This is a genomic window from Lelliottia sp. JS-SCA-14, from assembly GCF_035593345.1.
Classification (GTDB): domain Bacteria; phylum Pseudomonadota; class Gammaproteobacteria; order Enterobacterales; family Enterobacteriaceae; genus Enterobacter; species Enterobacter wanjuensis.
The window spans coordinates 2071157-2091444 of the sequence record NZ_CP141606.1 but is presented as its reverse complement, the minus strand read 5'-3'; the positions used below and the strand labels follow the sequence as shown (position 1 = coordinate 2091444).

The window sequence follows — 20288 nt, the reverse complement described above, 5'->3', positions numbered from 1 at the left end:
GACCCTGCCACGCAGGTTACTTAGCTATGTCGAAATTGTTTAATCTATTGATGTATAACGCATTTGAGGGGGTTAAAGCGTGAGAATGGTGCAAGGGGAAAATATGTATCGGGAATACCTATTTATTTAATTGGATTTTTAAAAGTTGTTAAATCATACGATTAAGGGAAAAGCAGAAGCTGAGAATGTCCGCATGGCAGTTATTGTAGCTTTTTTAATGCCCTCTAAAATCTCTAGATGAAACGTTTTCCTTTCCGTTTTAAATTCGTTACATAATCTATCTCTATAATTTTACTCATGTTATTTATTTTACCTATAGCACCTAATGCCACGAAAAGCGCCACGTGCGGTGATTTATTACGAAAATCATCATCGTTCAACAGGAGTTTTTTATGGGATGGAACGCAACCGCAGCGGCAAGCTACGCCCGTTGGCATGCAGGAACGACTTCTCAGCATCGGTGTGCAGAATTCACACGCCAGGCTATCAAAGCAGGCGGCATCGATATAGGGCACACTAAGGACGCCAGAGATTATGGGCGCTTACTCGAAGGATCGGGCTTTAGAGCTATCGGTACGGGAGAAAATCCACGCGCTGGGGATGTTGTCGTTATTCAGCCGTATGCTCGTGGGAATCACAGCGGCCACATGGCTATTTTTGATGGCACGACCTGGTACTCTGATTTTGTTCAGCGCGATATGTGGAGTGGCCCTGGTTATCGCACCGCCCGCCCGGCATACGTCATTTACAGGAAAAATTAGATGCGCGCCCTTATATTGCTCGCCCTTTTCTTAACCGGCTGTGCATCGCATATCCCGGCACCGGAAGCCACCGTTAAAGATTTCTATGTTTTTTACCTTAACGCCTTCGTTTCTGACAGCCACGCAGATTCCCTCGACTCACCACAAATGAAGCAATATGTGGCAAAAGATACCCTCGCGAGGCTGAAAACAATTCAAAGTCTTGAAGAGCAGGAAATTGTTGAGGCTGATTACTTCACTTACAGCCAGGACTATGCCGAAGAATGGATTCCCGCACTTGAGGTTGGAAAGGCTCGGGATGGCGCAGGCGGAAAAGTGATTGATGTCTGGCTGGGCATGCAGGATGGCAAAAAGTATCAGCTGCGTGACTACCTGCGCCTGGAGGATCAAACCTGGAAAATTTACCGCGTCGTTAGTGTCTCAGACGGATTTGAGCAAAATATCTTTGATGACAAAGCAATTGCTGCCGCCCGGACGTACGCACAGAGTATTCAAAAATGACATAGGCCGTTTTTCCAGGAAAACACCGAATCCTGAGCGGGTGTGCAATGAGGGACTAAACTTTAGTCTGACACCTAAAGGAGATAACTATGTCATCACATGATTTTGAAAATGAAGCCGATCGCCTGGCGAAGAAAGCCCTGAACAAAGCCGATGAATTTGCGGGCGAGGCTCAGTCACAGTTTGGCGATGCGGTGGATTCACCGAAGCATCAGTTGAAAGGTGCCGCTCGCAAATACGCAGCACAGGCATCAGACGTCGCGTCAGAGGTCTCAGACAGAGTCCGTGATAATCCATTGACCGGATTGATGGCGGCGGGTGCGATTGGTCTTATCATTGGTTTACTGGTAGGCCGGAAATAAGCAGCAGAACGAATACGACAGGCCCGCAAGGGCCTTTATGCTATCGACAGGACGGTTAGCCTGCGATGAAAGAGACGGAAAAACCTTGCTCTCGCCAGTGGTCTAGCTGTTCCTGTTGACGTCTTGACGGCGCATGGCCGGTCCAGACAAAGAGTTTTTGACCGGGGAACAGTTCCGGTTTCGGCGAGTCAATCGGCTCAGCCAGCACATCAACATGCCATCCCTGCTGTGACAAACGCCCTGCTTCAAGCCATAAACGCGTACGATCATCCGTATCCCAGCCAATCAACAACGCCTCTTTGCCCGGTTTTTTACGCGCTTCGACCAGTAGCGTGGCAATAAAATCGATCAGCACGCCGTCCAGCAGGCTGGACATGTGTCGGGCGGTATTGTGATCGAGGCTTAAACGTTGACGAACGGGGATGAAAATGTGGTCAATGAGGGCTTCAACGGCGTGGTCACGACGGAATTCCGCAATTTTAAGTCGCAGTTTTGCCGGACTGGCAAAACGCAGCACCGTCATCATCTCTTCCTGGAAAGAGACCCAGTTGCTGTCGACCAGAGGATTACCGACTTCAAGCAACGCCTTTACCTTGCCAACCGAAATGCCGGTTTTCATCAGGCGTTTGATCTCTTCGATGCGCTGGATATCCTCTTCGTCAAACTGACGGTGGCCCCCTTCACTGCGCTGCGGTTTTAACAAACCGTAGCGTCGCTGCCAGGCGCGCAGTGTGACGGGGTTGATTCCGCATCGTTCGGCGACTTCGCCGATACTGTATAAGGCCATTAACTCCCTCATGCTTAAACGCAATACTTCCATACCAAACCTGTTCAACTTTAGCAGATTGTACAAACTCATTGTATAACTAACAAATCACCAGGGTTCAAGCCGAATTTGTACAAGATTTGTTGTCCCTGGTCTGATTTGTACAACCTATGTCACTGTGAAAGGGGTTACAGCCCGGCTTTTTTCTCCGGCCACGCCACCGCTGGAATACCGCCAAAACGTGGGCTGGCAAACAGATGGCCCTGGAACTGGGAGATCCCCGCCGACTCAAGCCACATCCACTCTTCCGCTTTTTCGACACCCACGGCGCAGACCAGGATCTCCAGCGATGTACAGCATTTGATGATGGCCTGAATAATCGCCTGGCGCGGTCCGCTGCGATGGACATCCGCCACCAGATCGCGATTAATCTTGATTCGGTCTGGCTGGAACTGCGCCAGCAGTAACAGTCCGGCGAATCCGGCGCCAAAGTGATCGATTGCCACGCTAATACCGGCACTTTTCAGCTGCCTGACTGCGTCTTTAAATTCATCAAAGCGCGAAATCACCTCGCTCTCGGTAAACTCGACCACAATCTGCTCCGGCACCAGGCCGTTGGCTTCGATTTCATTCAACAAAAAGCCTACCGCGCCGGGCACATTCACCAGCGTCATCGGCAGCAGGTTGACGGACAGCGCCTGCTCTTTCAGGCCCAGTTTACCCGCCATGGCGAACGCCACTTTCTTGCTGTCGAGGTCCGCCTGATAAATATCGTTCCCGGTATAAGCCTTGAAATACGCCTGCGGAGAATCGCCGGTATGGGTGCGGATCAGCGCCTCGAACGAGACCACTTCCCGGGCAAACGGATCGACAATCGGCTGAAACGCAAAACCGCAGTCTGCGGTTTCATCCACCGCCAGCGGCCCGGAGGGGAGATCGTCCTCGTCCGGGATAAAGTCCCACGTATCTCCGGCGGGAATTTCGTAATAGTTGGCTTTTTCCGTGGCTTCGACAAAGGTGCGGAAGAACTGCAATGCGCGGTCGTTGTAGGTCAGCTGGTACTTAGTCGTCCCTTTATCCAGAACCTGCTGGAGCACCTCTTCGCGCTCATAGGTTCTTAAATCGAACAGCTCCATTCCGGCTTTACCGAAGCGACGCGACGGGGCGTAATCGCACAAAAGTTCAACGAGATTGTAATGACGTGGGTCCTTGCAGATATCGGCGTAAATGCGGAAAACGCTCTCCTCGGGACCTTCGAGCAGCTGAAAGAAGTGGGTTCCATTAAACAGTAAAATCCCGGTGACATCGGATTCCCCGTTTTTGATATTGGCCGCCGCGACCATCTCTTCCAGCGCTTTCACCGGAACGGTTTCGCAGAGATGACTGCGGTAGATAATTGTTGTGAGCATAGTGATTCCGGGAGTTAAAGGGGTGTTTGCCGTTGGGCTCAGGACGCCCAGGTCTTTGTTATATCACATTAATTGATTAACAAATAATTCACATCACAATCAGTTTAGCCGCTATCGGCTATCCGTCCTCTTCGATCGGACAGATTTTCAGAATGAAACATCTTGTACAATATATTCTGTACTGATATCAACTGCCATCGCCAATAACCTACTGATTATCAACGAATAGCACTTTTTGATCAAAATTAACCTAAAAAACTGTACATCAGAAATGTACAACTTTTTAAAAAACGTATAACTTAAATTGTAACTTAGCTGACTACTTAATTTTACAGGAGTGATACATGCGTCAGAACAGCTACATTCCCGACAGCGCCAATGCGATTGTCCAGTACTTTGAGAAAGCCGCGCTACCGACGCAGCAGGAAACCCTCGGTCAGATCGTGGTGGAGATCCTGAGCGATGGCCGTAATCTGAATCGCAAGACCCTGTGCACCAAGCTGCTTAGCCGCCTCGACACGGCGTCTGGCCCGGAAGAAGAGAGCCACTACCACACCCTGATTGGTTTGCTATTTGATCGCTAAGATCCAATAGCAAACCCATTGAGCAGATCACCTGGTTTTTAAGGCAATTCTGACGAAGGAACGTTGCAGGCACTGAAAGACCTGGCAATCTTCAGCAGACCCCCTCGCGAGGGGATCTGACTTAATGCCGCACGGTGTAACATCACCCAGCGGCAATCAGAGATGCAGTTATGAGAAGTGAAACAGAGCAACTAATAGATGAATTAATTGGAGAGGCGGTTTTATCTCTTTTGAAAGAGCACGGCCCTGTCAGCAAGCAATCGCTTTTGCGGCGATTGCGGGACATGGAGGCGAGTGAGGCCGACCCTCGCCGTCGCGAAGCCCTCGCGGCGGTGATCGGCGAAATCAACGCCAGCGGTACGCCGTTTGCCCAACGTAAGAGAGCCCGTCCTCAGAGGGATCTGAACGGTCTAAAAAGTGAGCAAAACGATAATGTTTTCCCGCTGTTTGGCGATGGTAAGCCCGGCGGTTCAAAAAACATTCATTAACAGCAACCGATCAATAACCCTTACGGTGAGAATAAATGAGACAAAATATTCAAGTTCAACCCGCTATGTACGCTGGTTTTAGTGATAATCCCCTGTCTGAGTATTTCCGTAATGCGGGCGATAGACTGGCTGAAGAGTCTGCCCTTTTTGCTTCTGCGGTGAGCTGTATCATGGCCTCCGAAGGGCATCTGACCAATAAAGCCATTATTCTGTGGCTGATTAATGCCCTCGAATCCACCGACGACGTGGTGATGGGCGATGTGATCCGCAAAACCCTCGAAATCGTCGTCGGCTATACCATGGACGATATTTAAGACGCGATTTTTGCTTTACAGGAGGCCAGAAGAGAGTATCGCCCTTGCTGCGGTTTTCTCACTGGCCTTCTCATTTTGTCGACACTTATGTCGAATGTCATGTCGAGCCCGGTCCTCAAAAATCAGTAATCCCTGTTAAATCAACGAACTAAAATTCTGGCACAGAACCTGCTTTAACGGTCTGTCAGATGACGCTCGTTCAACTCTTAACAGGTCTGTTATTGATGAAAAAAATCGCAAGCGTCTGCCCCTACTGTGGCGCAGGCTGTAAATTAAATCTCGTGGTTGAGAACAACCGCATCATTCGTGCCGAAGCCGCCGACGGCGTCACCAACCAGGGCACCCTGTGTCTGAAAGGCTTTTACGGCTGGGACTTCCTCAACGATACCCGTCTGCTCACCCCTCGCCTCACCCAACCGATGATCCGCTACAATAAAGGCGACAAATTCACTCCTGTCACCTGGGACGAAGCGATCCGCTACACCGCCAGCAAGCTGAAAGCCATCAAAGAGCAATATGGTCCGCGCTCGATTATGACCACCGGCTCGTCACGCGGTACCGGTAACGAAACCAACTACGTGATGCAGAAATTCGCCCGCGGCGTGCTCAACACCAATAACGTGGACTGCTGCGCCCGCGTCTGCCACGGCCCGTCGGTGGCCGGTTTGCAGGAGACACTCGGCAACGGGGCGATGAGTAACTCGATCAACGATATCGAGAACTCAAAATGCCTGCTGGTGTTTGGCTACAACTGCGCGGATTCTCACCCGATCGTCGCCCGTCGAGTGATCAAGGCCAGGCAGAACGGCGCGAAGATCATCGTTTGCGATCCGCGTCGCATCGAAACCGCCCGCATCGCCGATCAGCATTTGCAGCTCAACAACGGCAGCAACATGGCGTTGATCAATGCCTTTGGCTACGTGCTGCTGGAGGAGGAGCTGTACGACAAAAACTACGTCGCGCGCTTCACCGACGGCCTCGAAACCTATCGCCAGATCGTCAAAGATTATGCGCCAGAAAACGTCGAGCATCTGACCGGCATTCCGGCGCGCGATGTGCGTCAGGCGATGCGCACTTTCGCCGCCGCGCCGTCCGCCACGGTGATGTGGGGTATGGGCGTGACGCAGTTTGGTCAGGCCGTCGACGTGGTAAAAGGCCTCTCCAGCCTGGCGCTGCTGACCGGCAATCTTGGCCGCCCTGCCGTCGGCGTCGGCCCGGTTCGCGGACAAAATAACGTCCAGGGCGCGTGCGATATGGGCGTGCTGCCGAACATGTTCCCGGGCTACCAGGAGGTGACCGACGCCGCCGTGCGCGCAAAGTTCGCCAAGGCGTGGGGTATTGACGTCAACGACATGGACGACCAGGTCGGGACGCGCATCACCGAAGTGCCGCACCTGGCGCTGGAAGGCAAAATCAAAGCCTATTACATCATGGGGGAAGATCCGCTCCAGACCGAAGCGGATCTGGGCCTGGTGCGCCGCGGCTTTGAGGCGCTCGACTTCGTGGTGGTGCAGGACATCTTTATGACCAAAACCGCCGAAGTGGCGGATGTGTTGCTGCCAGCCACCTCCTGGGGCGAGCACGGCGGTGTGTTCACCTGCGCGGATCGCGGCTTCCAGCGCTTCGGCAAAGCAATCGAGGCCAGCGGGAACGTGAAGCGCGACTGGGAGATCATCAGCCTGCTCGCCAGCGCGATGGGCTATCCGATGCATTACGATTCCAATCAGCAAATCTGGGACGAAATGCGCGAGCTGTGCCCGCTGTTCTTCGGCGTAACATACGAAAAAATGGGCGAAATGGGTCACGTTCAGTGGCCGTGTCCGACGCTGGATCATCCCGGTACGCCCTACCTGTACAAAGATAATCAGTTCGACACGCCGAATGGCAAAGGCCAGCTGTTTGCCGCCCCGTGGCGCGCGCCTGCGGAAGTGCCGGACGCGGACTATCCGCTGGTGCTGTGTACGGTGCGCGAAGTCGGCCACTATTCGTGTCGTTCGATGACCGGTAACTGCGCCGCGCTGCAAAGCCTGGCGGATGAACCGGGTCGCGTGCAGATTAATCCGGCGGACGCTGCGGCGCTTGGCGTATCGGACGGACAGCTGGTGTGGGTGCGTTCGCGTCGCGGGAAGGTGATCACCCGGGCGAACATCAGCGAGCGCATTAACGAGGGCGCGGTGTATATGACGTATCAGTGGTGGATTGGAGCCTGTAACGAGCTGACGCAGGACAATCTCGACCCGACGTCAAAAACGCCGGAAACTAAATATTGCGCGGTGCAGCTGGAGGCGATCGACGATCAGCGCTGGGCGGAAGATTATGCCGCATCGGCGTATCAGTCGATGAAAACCCGGTTGATTGATGCGGTGAACGTGTAACGAAAAAAGCCCGATGGCGCTACGCTTATCGGGCCTACAAACACCTCAACCGTAGGCCGGGTAAGGCGCAGCCGCCACCCGGCAACCCCGTTTACTCGTCCTCTTTCGCCTCGACCTCACGATACCAGCGCGGGTGATGTTTCTTCGCCCAGCGACGGCTCACCTTCCCTTCGATCATGCCGGTTATCGATCCCTTCACCCAGAACGCCATATAGATATGAATCAGGATGGCGTGGATCAGCACAATCGCCGCCGTGGCGTGAATGAGCAGGCTCCAGCGCACCAGCCAGATCGGGAAGTAGTGGGTAAAGTAAGGCCGCCAGATGATCACTCCCGTCGCCAGCAGGACGAAAATCAGGCTCATGATCGACCAGAACATCATCTTCTGCCCGGCGTTGTATTTCCCGACGTCCGCCACCTTATGCTCGTTGCCTTTCAGCACCTCCACAATACCCTTGATCCACGGCAGATCCTGTTTATCCGGGATATTGTGATGCACAAAACGGACAAACATAAACATCAGCGCGAAAAAGATCAGCACCCCGAAAAACGGGTGCAGGATGCGCCCCATCTGCGGTGTGCCGAAGGTCTCCGTCAGCCACTGGAGGGTCGGGAAAAAGAGCGCAATACCGGATAACGACACCAGGAAAAAGCAGATCACCACCGTCCAGTGACAGGCGCGGTCGATAAACTTCGTGCGCAGGATCATTTTGCTCTTACTCATGCGGATTCTCCTCTTCGTCGTCGTCCGTCTCCTTGTTTGGCCCCACGCCGATGTAGTGGTAAATCAGCCCCGCGAAGGTGGCGATAAACCCGGCGGCGGAGAGCGGCTTGAGGATCCCCTTCCACAGATTCACCGGCAGATCGATCTTCGGATCCGTCGGCAGGTTGTGGTACAGCGCCGGCTGGTCGGCGTGATGCAGGACGTACATCACGTGCGTCCCGCCCACGCCCTGCGGGTTATAGACCCCCGCCTGCGCGTAGCCGCGTTTTTTCAGTTGCATCACGCGCGATTCGCCCAGCTCCAGCATCTCTTTTTTGGTGCCGAAATGAATCGCACCCGTCGGGCAGGTTTTGACGCAGGCAGGCTCCTGGCCGACGCTCACCCGATCCACGCACAGGGTGCATTTGTAGACCCGGTTGTCGTCAGGATTGAGACGCGGAATATTGAACGGACACCCGGCGATGCAGTATCCGCAGCCGATGCAGTGCTCAGACTGAAAATCGACAATCCCGTTGGCGTACTGGATAATTGCCCCGGCGGACGGACAGGCCTTCAGGCAGCCCGGCTCCGCGCAGTGCATGCAGCCGTCCTTGCGGATCAGCCACTCCAGTTTGTTGTTCTGCGTGGTTTCGCTAAAGCGCATCACCGTCCAGGATTTGGCACTCAAATCCATCGGGTTGTCATAGACGCCCTCGCACACGCCCACCTCGTCGCGAATATCGTTCCACTCCGAGCACGCCACCTGACAGCCTTTGCAGCCGATGCAGGTTGAAACGTCGATTAGCTTCGCCACTTCCGCTTTAAAATCGCGCGCCTGCGGCGGCGGGGTCATGACGTTGGTGGCCGAACGTTTGATAATATCTTGTGATTGCATAGACATACGCGGCCTCCCTTACGCCTTCTCGATATTGACTAAAAACGCTTTGTATTCCGGCGTTTGCGAGTTGGCGTCACCAACGGACGGCGTCAACGTATTGGCAAGGAATCCTTTGCGCGTGGCCCCTTCAAAACCCCAGTGGCATGGGATGCCAATGGTGTCGATCTGACGCCCATCAATGGTCAGGGTTTGCAGGCGTTTGGTGACCACCGCTTTGGCTTTGATATACCCGCGTTTCGAGGTCACTTTCACCACGTCCCCGGCGACAATGCCCTTCTGCAGCGCCAGCGCTTCCCCCATCTCGATAAACTGATCCGGCTGGGCGATGGCGTTGAGCCGCGCATGTTTGGTCCAGTGGCGGAACAGTTCTGTGATCGAGTAAGTCGTGGCGACATACGGGAAGTCAGCCGCTTTGCCCATATTGGCGACATCTTCCCTGAACACGCGCGCCACCGGGCTGGAGATCACATTCGGATGCAGCGGGTTAGTGCCAATCGGTGATTCAAGCGGTTCGTAATGCTCCGGGAACGGGCCGTCGTTCATCTTGTCGATGGAGAACAGACGCGCCACCCCTTCCGGGTTCATGATAAACGGCCCAACGTTCGTGCCCGGCGCCGAGGCGTTGTAATCCGCCACGTCCATACCCGCCCATTTTTTCCCGTCCCAGTGCAGCAGGGCACGTTCCGGGTCCCATGGTTTTCCGGCGACATCCGCCGACGCGCGGTTATAGAGAATGCGACGGTTCGCAGGCCACGACCACGCCCAGCCCGGCGTACAGCCCAGGCCGTAAGGATCGCTGTTGTCGCGATTCGCCATCTGGTTGCCCTGCTCGGTCCAGCTTCCGCAGTAGACCCAGCAGAAGCTGCTGGTCGAGCCGTCGTCGCGCAGCTGCGCAAAGCTGCTGAGCTGCTGCCCTTTTTTAGCAACCAGCTGGCCTTTGTCGTCATACAGATCGGCGAGCGCCATGCCGTTGGCTTCGCGGGCGATCTCCTCCGGGTGCGGGTCGCGCGGATTTTTGTAATTCCACGACATGTTCAGCACCGGCTCAGGGTTTGCGCCGCCCTCCTGCTGATAAAGTTCACGCAGACGCGTAAACAGACGCCCGAGGATTTTGCCGTCGTGCATCGCCTCGCCCGGTGGTTCTGCCGCCGCCCAGTGCCACTGCAGCCAGCGGCCCGAGTTGGCGATCGAGCCGTCCTCTTCTGCAAAGCAGGACGATGGCAGGCGGAACACTTCGGTCTGGATCTCTTTCGGATCGACGTCGTTCATCTCGCCGTGGTGCTGCCAGAAGGTCGAGGACTCGGTCACCAGCGGGTCGATCACCACCATGTACTTGAGTTTCGCCAGCGCGCGCGCCGATTTGTTCTTGTCCGGGAACGCCGCCAGCGGGTTGAAGCCCTGCACGATGTAACCGTTGATTTTGCCGTCGAGCATCAGCTTCGCCTGGGTCATCACGTCATACAGACGATCCCACTTCGGCAGCCAGTCGTAGCCCCAGTTGTTCTCCGCCGTGGCGCGATCGCCCCAGAAACTTTTCATCATGCTGACAAAGAATTTCGGCGTGTTTTGCCAGTAGTTGACCTCATTGAGGCCCAGGGATGGCGGCGTGATTTGCGAGATATAGGTCTGATAATCCTGCTGTTTTTCCGACGGCAGCGGCATGTAGCCGGGCAGATTGGTGGAGAGCAGGCCGAGATCCGTATAGCCCTGAATATTGGAGTGACCGCGCAGGGCATTCACCCCGCCGCCCGCCATCCCGATATTCCCGAGCAGGAGTTGCAGCATCCCCGCCGCGCGGATGATCTGCGCCCCGGCCGAGTGGTGCGTCCAGCCGAGAGCGTACAAAATGGTCGCCGTGCGATTCGGCACGCTGGTGCTGGCGAGGATCTCGCAGATGCGGTTGAAATCTTCCAGCGAGGTGCCGCAGAGACGGTTGACCATCTCCGGCGTGTAGCGATCGACGTGCGCTTTGAGTAAGTTCCAGACGCAGCGCGGATGGCTCAGGGTATCGTCACGCAGGGCATGCCCCTGCTCGTCCAGCTGATAGAACCAGCTCGATTTGTCGTACTGACGTTTTTCGGCGTCGTACCCGCTGAACAGCCCGTCATCGAAAGCATAGTCGTCGCGAATAATCAGGCTGGCGTTGGTGTAGGCGCGCACGTATTCGTGCTGGATGGCGTCATGTTCGATCAGATAGCGGATGGCACCGAGCAAGAAGGCGGTGTCAGATCCGGCGCGGATCGGGGCATACAGATCCGCCACGGCAGCGCTGCGGTTAAAGCGCGGATCCACCACAACTACGGTCGCATCGTTTTTGGTCTGCGCTTCGATCACCCATTTGAAGCCGACCGGGTGCGCTTCGGCGGCGTTGCCACCCATGATCAGCACCACGTTGGCATTTTTAATATCGACCCAGTTGTTGGTCATTGCCCCGCGTCCGAAGGTCGGGGCCAGCGCGGCGACGGTCGGGCCATGGCACAGACGCGCCTGGCAGTCGATGGCCACCATCCCCAGCGCGCGGGCAAATTTGCCGTCGAGAATCCCGGTTTCATTGCTGGCCGCCGAAGAGCAGAGCATGCCGGTGGTGGTCCAGCGGTTGACCGTCAGACCCTGGGCGTTTTTCTCGATAAAGTTGGCGTCGCGATCCGCTTTCATCAGCCGGGCGATGCGTTCGATGGCGTCATCCCAGGAGATGCGCTGCCACTTGTCAGAGCCGGGCGCGCGGTATTCGGGATAGAGCAGACGGTTGTCGCTGTGGATATAATCCAGCACTCCGGCCCCTTTCGGACACAGGGAACCGCGGCTGACCGGATGATCCGGATCGCCTTCGACGTGATAGATACTTTCTGTGACGTTTTTGGCGGTGTCGCCGAGGCTGTACATCAGCATGCCGCAGCCAACTGAGCAGTACGTACAGTTATTACGCGTCTCTTTTGCTTTTAAGAGTTTGTATTGACGGGCTTCTGCGTGCGCAGAAAATGATGATAAAAATCCGAGAGATGCAACAGTGGTTCCTGCCATACCGCCCGCGCAGATCTTAAAGAACTGCCTCCGGCTAAGCTCCATTTATCCTCCAGCTTAAACTTAAGACTCGAAAAGGGATGGAGATTATAGGGTTATTAGAATTCAGAAACCATTATCCATTTGTGGTTATAAGACCATGAACTCACAAAGGACAAAAACAAAAAAGGCCGCATTAGCGGCCTTTTCAACAAGCGGGAGATTAATGGACGTGAACGCCTAACCGCCAGGCAAAGTAGATCTCTTCTTTCAGTTCGTTGGAAGAGAGCGCGAGCAGGTCGGCAAACTCCAGTTCAAGCTGTTTCAGCTTTTTCAGGTACTGCGCCGGGGACAAATTGCTCTTATCGCGACGTAAAAACTCTACTGCCAGTTGGGTGGGGCTCATTTCGGTATCCATAACATCCTCTCTATGTACAAAACCTGACCAGTATAGCACGTCTGACTGACCAATTTTTGACCAAAGACAATTCCTCTCAGATGTTTACCTTTATTTAAACCACCGCCGTGGTGAGTCGCGACGAGCAGCACAGTCGTTCCTGCTCGTCGAAAATGTCGATCTGCCACACCTGATGGCGACTGCCTGCGTGCAGCGCACGACACACTCCGCGCACGCGCCCGCTGCGCACGGAACGAATGTGGTTGGCATTGACCTCCAGCCCCACCACTTTTTGCTCGCCCTCGGTACAGAGATAACCCGCCACCGAGCCCAGCGTTTCCGCCAGCACCACCGACGCGCCGCCGTGCAGCAGGCCAAACGGCTGATGCGTGCGGCTGTCCACCGGCATAGTGGCTTCGAGGTCATTTTCGCCGATACGCGTAAACTGAATATCGAGCAAACCGACCATATTCCCCTCGCCCATGGCGTTGAGCGCCTCAAGCGATGCGGTACGTTTCCAGATCATCCCATAATCTCCAGTAATGCCTGCAGTGGATGGCGAACGCCGCTGCCTTCCACGCGTTTCACCTGGCTGCGACAGGAATAGCCCGTTGCCAGACAGCGGTTGCGCGGCAGGCGTTGCATCGCCTGATGCCATGACAATTCGTAGATCCCCAGCGAGTTAGCGTGGTTTTTCACTTCGTGACCGTAGGTCCCGGCCATCCCGCAGCAGCCGACGCTGACGTTTTCCAGCTTCGCGCCAAAGCGGGCAAAAATAGACGCCCACTGCGCCGGTGCGCCCGGCAGCGCCGTCACTTCCGTACAGTGTCCGAACAGATACCAGGCTTCACCGCTCACCTCTTTCGCCGCCGCAGTTTGCAGCGCGGCAGGCAACCATTCATGCACCAGCATCACGCTGAAATCCCCGCGCTTATCGCCCAGCGTCTGTTTGTACTCATCGCGATAGCAGAGCACCAGCGCCGGATCGACGCCCACCATCGGCATGCCCAGCTGCGCGATGCGGTTCAAAAAGTCCGACGTTTTCTGCGCCGTTTTCGCAAAGCGATTCAGGAAGCCTTTGATGTGCTGCGCCTTGCCGTTCGGCGAGAATGGCAGGACCACCGGCTGATAGCCGACGCGCTCCACCAGACGGACAAAATCGGCCACCACCTGCGCGTCGTAATAGCTGGTGAACGGGTCCTGCACCACCAGCACGGTTTTGGCTTTTTGCTCGTCGCTCAGGGCCTCGAGCTGTTCCAGGGTCATATTGGCCGACCGGTGGCCGACCAGCTGACGCTGCAGCGATGGCGTGGAGAGCAGCGGTAGATCGACCATCCCGATATGCTTTTCGGAAAGCTTGCGCACCAGCGGCTGATTAATGAAAAAGTTGAAGGTCTTCGGCGCACGCGCCATCAGCGGGGCATAACTTTCGACCGTCGCCACCAGGTGATCGCGCACCGGGCGTAGATAGCGGGAGTGATACAGCTGCAGGAAGCGCGAGCGGAACTCTGGCACGTCGATTTTGATCGGGCATTGCGTCGAGCAGGCTTTACAGGCCAGACAGCCGGACATCGCCTCTTTCACTTCGTGGGAAAAATCGTACTCGCCTTTACTGGCATGCCAGCTATTCCTGGAACGTTCGATCAGCGTGCGCAGGCTGGCGCGTTTTTCCGGCAGATCGTTTTCCAGCTTCAGCGGATCGACGCCGCGATCGGCCAGCAGACGCAGCCACTCGCGCACCAGCGTCGCTCGCCCTTTTGGGGAATGGATGCGGTTGCTGGTGATTTTCATCGACGGGCACATCGGGCTTTTCACGTCGAAGTTAAAGCACAGGCCGTTGCCGTTACACTCCATCGCCCCGCGCCAGGATGAGCGCACGGCAATCGGAATTTGTCGGTCATAAGTGCCGCGTTTTATCGCGTCGACCTGCATCATCGGATCGTCCACGCCCGCAGGCGGGCAGATTTTGCCGGGGTTAAGACGGTTATTAGGGTCAAACGCGGCTTTGATTTTGCGCAGTTCGCCGTACAGCTGCTCGCCGAAGAACGCCGGGCTGTACTCCGCGCGGAAGCCCTTCCCGTGCTCGCCCCACAGCAGGCCGCCGTATTTTGCCGTCAGCGCCACTACGTCGTCGGAGATCTGCTTCATCAGCATCTCCTGCTGCGGGTCGCACATATCCAGCGCCGGACGCACGTGCAGCACGCCCGCATCGACGTGGCCAAACATGCCGTAGCTCAGGCCGTGGCTGTCGAGTAATGCGCGAAACTCGACGATGTAATCCGCCAGATGTTCCGGCGGCACGCAGGTGTCTTCCGCAAACGGGATCGGTTTGGCTGCCCCTTTGGCGTTCCCCAGCAGGCCGACCGCTTTTTTACGCATCGCGTAGATGCGCTCAATGCCTGAGAGATCGTTACACAGCTGCCAGCCAATCACGCCGCCCTCGCCCTGCGCGATCAGTTCGTCGAGACGGGCGCAGAGCGTCTGCACCTGTGAGTCGATAAGTTCCGCATCATCGCCAGCAAATTCCACGATGTTCAGGCCGAGCATCTCTTTATCCGGCACGTCGGTGATCAGCTCGCTGACTGAGTGCCAGACGATATCTTCTCGCGCCAGATTAAGCACTTTCGAGTCGACGGTTTCCACCGACAGGGCGCGCGCCTCGACCATAAAAGGCGCGTTGCGCAGGGCGGCATCGAAGGAGTTGTATTTGACGTTCACCAGACGGCGCACTTTTGGCAGCCGGGTGATATCCAGACGCGCCTCGGTGATAAAGGCCAGCGTCCCTTCGGAGCCGGTCAGAATGCGGGTCAGGTCGAACTCACTGAGGTCGTCATTAAAGACGTGGCGCAGATCGTAGCCCGTCAGGAAGCGGTTCAGTTTCGGGAATTTATCCAGAATCAGCTGGCGGTTGTCACGACAGCTGTCGAGCACGCTGCGATAGATGCGCCCGACCGCCGTGTTATCTTGTCCAAGGGTTTCGGCCAGTTGCACCGGCACCGCCTGGGTATCGAGAATGTCGCCGCCGAGCAGTACCGCACGCACGCCGAGCACGTGATCGGAGGTTTTGCCGTACACCAGCGAACCCTGGCCGGAGGCATCGGTGTTAATCATCCCGCCCAGGGTGGCGCGGTTACTGGTGGATAATTCCGGGGCGAAGAAGTAGCCGTAAGGTTTCAGGAACTGGTTGAGCTGATCTTTGATCACCCCCGCTTCGACGCGTACCCAGCCCTCTTCCGGGTTGATCTCAATGATACGATTCATGTAACGCGACATATCAATGATGATGCCCTGATTCAGGGCCTGACCATTGGTGCCGGTTCCGCCACCGCGCGGGGTGAAGACCAGCGAGGCGAAACGCTCCTGCGCCGCCAGCCGGGAAAGCAGGGCCACATCGGCGGTCGAGCGAGGAAATACGACGGCATCGGGAAGTAACTGATAGATACTGTTGTCTGTCGCCATCGTCAGCCTGTCGGCATAGTTGGTGGCGGTATCACCTGTAAAACCCTGCTGCTCCAGTGCTTGCAAATAAGTCAGCACCAGCTGAACGACGCCGGGTGCCTGAGAAATCAATGGGATCATTACGGAAGACCCTAATTAGAGTTGTTTATCGTTTGCGTTGTGCTTGCCTTTGAATTGTTGTATCACATTTTTTTCTTATACGCCCAGCAGAATTACGGGCAGAATTCGCCTGTCAAAAACCGCTGAAATCACTAATGATTAAGGGATGCGGTTTTCTGTTTCGACCAGACAGTCTGGTCTTCATTTAAGGTAAATTTCATTTATGGTCACTTCTCGTCAGCCCAGGGACGTTGCGCAAATACTGCTGTCGGTGCTGTTCTTAGCCATCATGATTATTGCGTGTCTGTGGATAGTTCGTCCGTTCATCCTCGGATTTGCATGGGCGGGCACGGTGGTTGTCGCCACCTGGCCGCTGCTCTTACGTTTGCAGAAGCTGTTGTTCGGCCGCCGCACCCTGGCGGTGCTGGTCATGACGTTGCTGCTGTTCCTGGTCTTTATCATTCCCATCGCGCTGCTGATTAACAGCCTTGTCGACACCAGCGGACCGGTGATCCGCGGGATCACCAGCGGTGAGATGACCGTGCCGGATCTGGCGTGGCTGAACAGCATTCCGCTGGTCGGCGCGAAGCTTTACAGCGGCTGGCACAGTCTGCTGGAGATGGGCGGCAGCGCAATCATGGCGAAAGTGCGTCCGTACGTCGGCACGACGACCACCTGGTTTATCGCCCAGGCGGCCAATATCGGCCACTTTATGATGCACTGTACTCTGATGCTGCTCTTCAGCGCCCTGCTTTACTGGCGCGGTGAACAAGTTGCGCATGGCGTGCGTCATTTTGCGACGCGCCTCGCGGGGAGTCGCGGTGATGCGGCAGTGCTGCTGGCGGCACAAGCCGTGCGCGCGGTGGCACTGGGTGTGGTGGTGACCGCGCTGGTGCAGGCGGTGCTCGGCGGGCTAGGGCTTGCGATTACCGGCGTGCCGTACGCGACCATTCTCACCGTCATCATGATCCTCACCTGTCTGGTGCAACTCGGGCCGTTGCTGGTGTTAATCCCCTGCATTATCTGGCTCTACTGGAGCGGCGATACCACCTGGGGCACGGTGCTGCTGGTGTGGAGCTGCGTGGTGGGCACCATGGATAACGTGATTCGCCCGATGCTGATCCGCATGGGCGCAGACTTACCGCTGATTCTGATTCTCTCCGGCGTGATCGGCGGATTGATTGCCTTTGGCATGATCGGGCTGTTTATTGGCCCTGTGCTACTCGCCGTGACCTGGCGTCTGTTCTCCGCGTGGGTGCATGAGATCCCGCCGCCAGCAACAGACCCGGATGTGGTGCTTCACGAACTCGAAGATAAGAATAAGCAGTAATTGAACCACAGGCGGGGTAACCCGCCTGATACTTAAGCACGCCTAATCTGTATTAAGACTTTTCTCAGCCCCACCCCGCTTCGCTGCGCCATTCACCTCGCAAAATCTTCATGGTTCTTAAACTATTGAGACGAATCTGATCGACGCAAAAACGTCGCATGACCTACTATTAAGTCACGGTTATGAATCAACACATTGATTTATAAGCATGGAAATCCCCTGAGTGAAACAACGAATTGCTGTGTGTAGTCTTTGCCCTTCTCCCACGAAGGGCTTTTTTTTCGCTTAAAAACAGTGGTTTACAAAATGTGGTGAGCACTCAGTGTACTCTTTGTGTATTAATCGTGTCTTTGCGTAAAAATACTCTGATGAAAATATCCTTATAATTCACATAATTAGAAGTATGTATTATTGTTTCTTTATAGGTGTATTGACCGTGTTTTCCTGTAGAATGTGCGCTCTGCTTTACTTCCCGTTCAGCAGAATTAGAGCGCTCTTTCGCTCCTCCTCTTCTGTAATAATTGCCCCTCTCTGTAGGGGCTTTTCTTTATCAATCCCTCTAATTCATTCATCATCTAAATAATTGATCCTGTTGCTGATAATGCTAACATTGCCCCTTCACTAAGGAGGGTTTATGTATGACTGGACAGTGAAAGATACAGGCATAGGGACGGGCGGCCTACGCCTTATGAAGCTAGGTGAAATCAATCTAGCCAGTTCTCTCTATGGCTTCAGCATTCATTACAATCAGGTATGGATTCACAGAGGGAGCTACCTACCCTTTAATCTTCAAAATAACAATACGGCTATGACTCCTAACGGGGAAATCTGGTTTCAAGAAGGTGTCTATGAAGATGATTTTTCAATGCCGAAAAGGGACAGGATAGGACAGCAGCACATCTTTCTTCACGAAATGATGCACGTATGGCAAAAGCAAAGGGGAATGTGGGTAAAGACTAGAGGCGCTTTCTCATGGGCTGCTGATTATAGCTATAGCCTAGACAAGGCTACTCTCAGCGATTATTCAATGGAGCAGCAAGCTTGTATAGTTAGTGATTACTGGCTATTAAAAACCTACGGCTTTTTCAGGAATAGCTATCTGATAAAGCTTAGAGACTACGACCCTTCTATTTCTGAATTGGAATTAATGAACCAATATCAAAGGGTGTTAGGGAGTTTCCCACAATGAAGAGGATCTTAATTCCCTTTGTTCTTCTCCTTGCTGGTTGCCCTAGAGGGGAAAAGTTAGGGGCTGGTGAATGGAAACCTATCTATATAGATGGTGATACTGTCTGCTTCACTGTTAAGAAAGAAGAAGTGTTAACACGCTACTCACTTGCAAACAATGGTAAAGCCTATCAGAGGCTAATAGCTGATGAACATGTTAACCTTTCATATCCTCACACCTGCTTCATAGTGAAATTAGAAAAGGGTGTGCTGTATTCCGCTACTTATTCACTGAATAATGAAAACTATCAATATTCTTTCATCATTGATAATGATGGTCATTTATTAGATTTTGGGAGTAATTAAAATGTCATTACCGGCTTATATGTTTTTATACGATGAAAATGGAATGTTAGTAGATGGAGGGTGTAAAGCATTAGGTAGAGAGGGCGCTATAGAAGTAATGAGTAGCAGCTATGGTGTATATCAGAACGTAGACAGCCACACAGGAAGCATGACAGGAACAAGACAGCATAGCCCCTTTGTAATTCATAAGCAGATAGACAAAGCAAGCCCTTATCTAGCTGTGTGTGTCTGTGAAAGCAGAAGATTACAGAAAGCAGAGATTAGGTATTATGACATTAATGAAGCTGGTATAGAGCGTGAAGTATATAGAATTACTCTTGAGAGTGTTGTAGTGATGGGCGTCTCTGCTAATCACACATACATTCCAGGCTCTAACAGCCCTAATATGCTTGAAACTGTTTCATTAAGATCTAGGGGTATTGAATGGCATTATATAGAAGGGGTAATTAAATACGGGGATTCATGGATGAAGAAGGAAGAGAAGAAATAACAATTCATAATGGATGGGATGTAAGGGATTATAAATGGCTGAAATGTTCTATGCTGCTATCAGAGCAGTGATGATTGTTTTTGGTGGTGATGTAGATGCAAGTGTGTGGTGGACTATAGGAAAGTGGATAGGAGGTATTATTCTATTCATTGTTCTGCTAGTAATAGCTATCATAGCCGTTTTAATTGTATACAGGATAATCCGTTTCCCATTTGAGAGGATGAAAGAAAATCGTAGGCTTATGGAAGCAATGCACAGAGAATTAGTAGAGATAAGAAAACAGAAGAAATTATAATAGAGCAAAGCCCCTAGCGGGGCTTCTTCTCACTGATACCAATTGTTAGTTTCACATTCTTCTATTCGGGCTACGGCATCTTCATAGTTTCGAAACTTTCCATACTTACAAAGCTTCTGTTCTATTTTACGCTGAACTCTATAGGATTTATGCACCTTATCCCACGTTAAGAATTTAATCTTCTTCTCTCCAGTAGGATAGAAAGGGGTGTAGCTTTTAATTTTCTCCCTTTTAGCATCTTCTTCATAAGCAGCAATTTCAGCTAGCTTGATTTCCCATGCAAGCTTTCTATTTTTATCTTCCTCTATTTTTCTTTTAATGTTTTCATCTCTTGTTATCGCTCTTTTTTGAGCATTAGCTAGTTTAATCTTTTCTTTCTCTAATCGTCGTTCTTCAACCTTCTTCAATCTAGCAAGCTGTTTATTCCTCTTTTCAATCCTTTTATCTTCTTTCTTCTGAATGGCTGCTAGTTTCCTCGTTTCCTTTTCAATCTCTTTTCTTACCTTTGATCTTACCCACGTAAA

General features: G+C 53.5%; 21 protein-coding genes and 1 other RNA gene. 13 read left to right on the top strand and 9 right to left on the bottom strand.

The features are described 5' to 3' along the window. The first annotated feature begins 392 nt into the window (after positions 1–392). The 3 genes from U9O48_RS09875 (at position 393) to U9O48_RS09865 (ending at position 1624) form a co-directional block, all read left to right on the top strand. Positions 393–761: an NlpC/P60 family protein gene (locus U9O48_RS09875; RefSeq protein ID WP_285150195.1), complete on the top strand. Its 369-nt coding sequence runs from the start codon at positions 393–395 to the stop codon at positions 759–761. Next, positions 762–1262, top strand: coding sequence for a YbjP/YqhG family protein (locus U9O48_RS09870; protein WP_324724210.1), 501 nt, complete (start codon positions 762–764; stop codon positions 1260–1262). It abuts the gene before it with no gap. An 89-nt stretch (positions 1263–1351) separates the two neighbouring features. Next, positions 1352–1624: a DUF883 family protein gene (locus U9O48_RS09865; RefSeq protein WP_100780447.1), complete on the top strand. Its 273-nt coding sequence runs from the start codon at positions 1352–1354 to the stop codon at positions 1622–1624. A gap of 55 nt (positions 1625–1679) precedes the next feature. Here the strand turns inward: U9O48_RS09865 and U9O48_RS09860 are convergent, their stop codons facing one another. Next, the gene (locus tag U9O48_RS09860) at positions 1680–2411 is read right to left on the bottom strand and encodes a MerR family transcriptional regulator (protein WP_285144711.1); all 732 of its coding nucleotides are present in this window, start codon (positions 2409–2411) and stop codon (positions 1680–1682) included. A gap of 167 nt (positions 2412–2578) precedes the next feature. Beyond that, complete coding sequence (locus U9O48_RS09855) at positions 2579–3799, bottom strand: diguanylate phosphodiesterase (protein WP_324724208.1); 1221 nt, start codon at positions 3797–3799, stop codon at positions 2579–2581. Positions 3800–4143: 344 nt separating this feature from the next. Here U9O48_RS09855 and ycgZ point away from each other — a divergent pair, with 344 nt between their 5' ends. The 4 genes from ycgZ (at position 4144) to fdhF (ending at position 7560) form a co-directional block, all read left to right on the top strand. Continuing rightward, a complete protein-coding gene (gene ycgZ, locus U9O48_RS09850; protein ID WP_282491963.1) occupies positions 4144–4383 on the top strand; it encodes a regulatory protein YcgZ in 240 nt (79 codons plus the stop codon). A gap of 170 nt (positions 4384–4553) precedes the next feature. Continuing rightward, entirely contained in the window at positions 4554–4871 is a 318-nt protein-coding gene (locus U9O48_RS09845) for a hypothetical protein (RefSeq protein ID WP_285144713.1), read from the top strand. A gap of 35 nt (positions 4872–4906) precedes the next feature. Next, positions 4907–5185 carry a biofilm development regulator YmgB/AriR family protein gene (locus U9O48_RS09840; protein WP_282491965.1) on the top strand — a complete coding sequence of 93 codons (279 nt, stop codon included), beginning with the start codon at positions 4907–4909 and terminating at the stop codon, positions 5183–5185. A 224-nt stretch (positions 5186–5409) separates the two neighbouring features. Next, complete coding sequence (gene fdhF / locus U9O48_RS09835; protein WP_324724206.1) at positions 5410–7560, top strand: formate dehydrogenase subunit alpha; 2151 nt, start codon at positions 5410–5412, stop codon at positions 7558–7560. A 91-nt stretch (positions 7561–7651) separates the two neighbouring features. Here fdhF and fdnI read toward each other — a convergent pair whose 3' ends face one another. The 6 genes from fdnI to U9O48_RS09805 all read right to left on the bottom strand — a co-directional run bounded on the left by fdnI (position 7652) and on the right by U9O48_RS09805 (position 16137). Then, positions 7652–8284, bottom strand: coding sequence for a formate dehydrogenase-N subunit gamma (fdnI, locus tag U9O48_RS09830; RefSeq protein ID WP_285144716.1), 633 nt, complete (start codon positions 8282–8284; stop codon positions 7652–7654). Next, entirely contained in the window at positions 8277–9164 is an 888-nt protein-coding gene (fdxH, locus tag U9O48_RS09825) for a formate dehydrogenase subunit beta (RefSeq protein ID WP_285144717.1), read from the bottom strand. Before fdxH ends, fdnI begins: the two co-directional genes overlap by 8 nt. 12 nt (positions 9165–9176) lie before the next feature. Next, a complete protein-coding gene (fdnG, locus tag U9O48_RS09820; RefSeq protein WP_285150191.1) occupies positions 9177–12227 on the bottom strand; it encodes a formate dehydrogenase-N subunit alpha in 3051 nt (1016 codons plus the stop codon). Positions 12228–12384: 157 nt separating this feature from the next. Next, a complete protein-coding gene (locus U9O48_RS09815; RefSeq protein WP_100780454.1) occupies positions 12385–12579 on the bottom strand; it encodes a YdiH family protein in 195 nt (64 codons plus the stop codon). 94 nt (positions 12580–12673) lie between these two features. Beyond that, complete coding sequence (gene menI / locus U9O48_RS09810) at positions 12674–13084, bottom strand: 1,4-dihydroxy-2-naphthoyl-CoA hydrolase (protein ID WP_285150190.1); 411 nt, start codon at positions 13082–13084, stop codon at positions 12674–12676. Next, complete coding sequence (locus U9O48_RS09805) at positions 13081–16137, bottom strand: FAD-binding and (Fe-S)-binding domain-containing protein (RefSeq protein ID WP_285150189.1); 3057 nt, start codon at positions 16135–16137, stop codon at positions 13081–13083. The genes menI and U9O48_RS09805 overlap by 4 nt, the downstream gene beginning before the upstream one ends. A 202-nt stretch (positions 16138–16339) precedes the next feature. Here U9O48_RS09805 and ydiK point away from each other — a divergent pair, with 202 nt between their 5' ends. The 6 genes from ydiK (at position 16340) to U9O48_RS09775 (ending at position 19764) form a co-directional block, all read left to right on the top strand. Then, on the top strand, positions 16340–17446 hold the full coding sequence (ydiK, locus tag U9O48_RS09800) for an AI-2E family transporter YdiK (RefSeq protein WP_282491972.1): 1107 nt from the start codon (positions 16340–16342) through the stop codon (positions 17444–17446). 176 nt (positions 17447–17622) lie between these two features. After that, an RNA gene (gene rprA / locus U9O48_RS09795) (antisense sRNA RprA) lies at positions 17623–17730 on the top strand. Positions 17731–18080: 350 nt separating this feature from the next. Then, positions 18081–18635 (top strand): type IV secretion protein Rhs, encoded by a 555-nt coding sequence (locus U9O48_RS09790; RefSeq protein WP_285144721.1) that lies wholly within the window; start codon positions 18081–18083, stop codon positions 18633–18635. Next, on the top strand, positions 18632–18979 hold the full coding sequence (locus U9O48_RS09785) for a putative T6SS immunity periplasmic lipoprotein (RefSeq protein ID WP_285144722.1): 348 nt from the start codon (positions 18632–18634) through the stop codon (positions 18977–18979). Before U9O48_RS09790 ends, U9O48_RS09785 begins: the two co-directional genes overlap by 4 nt. Position 18980: 1 nt before the next feature. Further along, on the top strand, positions 18981–19469 hold the full coding sequence (locus tag U9O48_RS09780) for an Hcp family type VI secretion system effector (RefSeq protein WP_285144723.1): 489 nt from the start codon (positions 18981–18983) through the stop codon (positions 19467–19469). 34 nt (positions 19470–19503) lie between these two features. Further along, the gene (locus U9O48_RS09775; RefSeq protein ID WP_285144724.1) at positions 19504–19764 is read left to right on the top strand and encodes a hypothetical protein; all 261 of its coding nucleotides are present in this window, start codon (positions 19504–19506) and stop codon (positions 19762–19764) included. Positions 19765–19793: 29 nt separating this feature from the next. Here U9O48_RS09775 and U9O48_RS09770 read toward each other — a convergent pair whose 3' ends face one another. Next, positions 19794–20171: a hypothetical protein gene (locus U9O48_RS09770; protein WP_285144725.1), complete on the bottom strand. Its 378-nt coding sequence runs from the start codon at positions 20169–20171 to the stop codon at positions 19794–19796. Positions 20172–20288: the final 117 nt, after the last annotated feature.

What these genes read in the sequence shown, in the direction of transcription:
- U9O48_RS09875 (WP_285150195.1), top strand. Translation starts at nt 393, where the DNA reads ATGGGATGGAACGCAACCGCAGCGGCAAGCTACGCCCGTTGGCATGCA.
- U9O48_RS09870 (WP_324724210.1), top strand. Translation starts at nt 762, where the DNA reads ATGCGCGCCCTTATATTGCTCGCCCTTTTCTTAACCGGCTGTGCATCG.
- U9O48_RS09865 (WP_100780447.1), top strand. Translation starts at nt 1,352, where the DNA reads ATGTCATCACATGATTTTGAAAATGAAGCCGATCGCCTGGCGAAGAAA.
- U9O48_RS09860 (WP_285144711.1), bottom strand. Translation starts at nt 2,411, where the DNA reads ATGGCCTTATACAGTATCGGCGAAGTCGCCGAACGATGCGGAATCAAC.
- U9O48_RS09855 (WP_324724208.1), bottom strand. Translation starts at nt 3,799, where the DNA reads ATGCTCACAACAATTATCTACCGCAGTCATCTCTGCGAAACCGTTCCG.
- ycgZ (WP_282491963.1), top strand. Translation starts at nt 4,144, where the DNA reads ATGCGTCAGAACAGCTACATTCCCGACAGCGCCAATGCGATTGTCCAG.
- U9O48_RS09845 (WP_285144713.1), top strand. Translation starts at nt 4,554, where the DNA reads ATGAGAAGTGAAACAGAGCAACTAATAGATGAATTAATTGGAGAGGCG.
- U9O48_RS09840 (WP_282491965.1), top strand. Translation starts at nt 4,907, where the DNA reads ATGAGACAAAATATTCAAGTTCAACCCGCTATGTACGCTGGTTTTAGT.
- fdhF (WP_324724206.1), top strand. Translation starts at nt 5,410, where the DNA reads ATGAAAAAAATCGCAAGCGTCTGCCCCTACTGTGGCGCAGGCTGTAAA.
- fdnI (WP_285144716.1), bottom strand. Translation starts at nt 8,284, where the DNA reads ATGAGTAAGAGCAAAATGATCCTGCGCACGAAGTTTATCGACCGCGCC.
- fdxH (WP_285144717.1), bottom strand. Translation starts at nt 9,164, where the DNA reads ATGTCTATGCAATCACAAGATATTATCAAACGTTCGGCCACCAACGTC.
- fdnG (WP_285150191.1), bottom strand. Translation starts at nt 12,227, where the DNA reads ATGGAGCTTAGCCGGAGGCAGTTCTTTAAGATCTGCGCGGGCGGTATG.
- U9O48_RS09815 (WP_100780454.1), bottom strand. Translation starts at nt 12,579, where the DNA reads ATGGATACCGAAATGAGCCCCACCCAACTGGCAGTAGAGTTTTTACGT.
- menI (WP_285150190.1), bottom strand. Translation starts at nt 13,084, where the DNA reads ATGATCTGGAAACGTACCGCATCGCTTGAGGCGCTCAACGCCATGGGC.
- U9O48_RS09805 (WP_285150189.1), bottom strand. Translation starts at nt 16,137, where the DNA reads ATGATCCCATTGATTTCTCAGGCACCCGGCGTCGTTCAGCTGGTGCTG.
- ydiK (WP_282491972.1), top strand. Translation starts at nt 16,340, where the DNA reads ATGGTCACTTCTCGTCAGCCCAGGGACGTTGCGCAAATACTGCTGTCG.
- U9O48_RS09790 (WP_285144721.1), top strand. Translation starts at nt 18,081, where the DNA reads ATGTATGACTGGACAGTGAAAGATACAGGCATAGGGACGGGCGGCCTA.
- U9O48_RS09785 (WP_285144722.1), top strand. Translation starts at nt 18,632, where the DNA reads ATGAAGAGGATCTTAATTCCCTTTGTTCTTCTCCTTGCTGGTTGCCCT.
- U9O48_RS09780 (WP_285144723.1), top strand. Translation starts at nt 18,981, where the DNA reads ATGTCATTACCGGCTTATATGTTTTTATACGATGAAAATGGAATGTTA.
- U9O48_RS09775 (WP_285144724.1), top strand. Translation starts at nt 19,504, where the DNA reads ATGGCTGAAATGTTCTATGCTGCTATCAGAGCAGTGATGATTGTTTTT.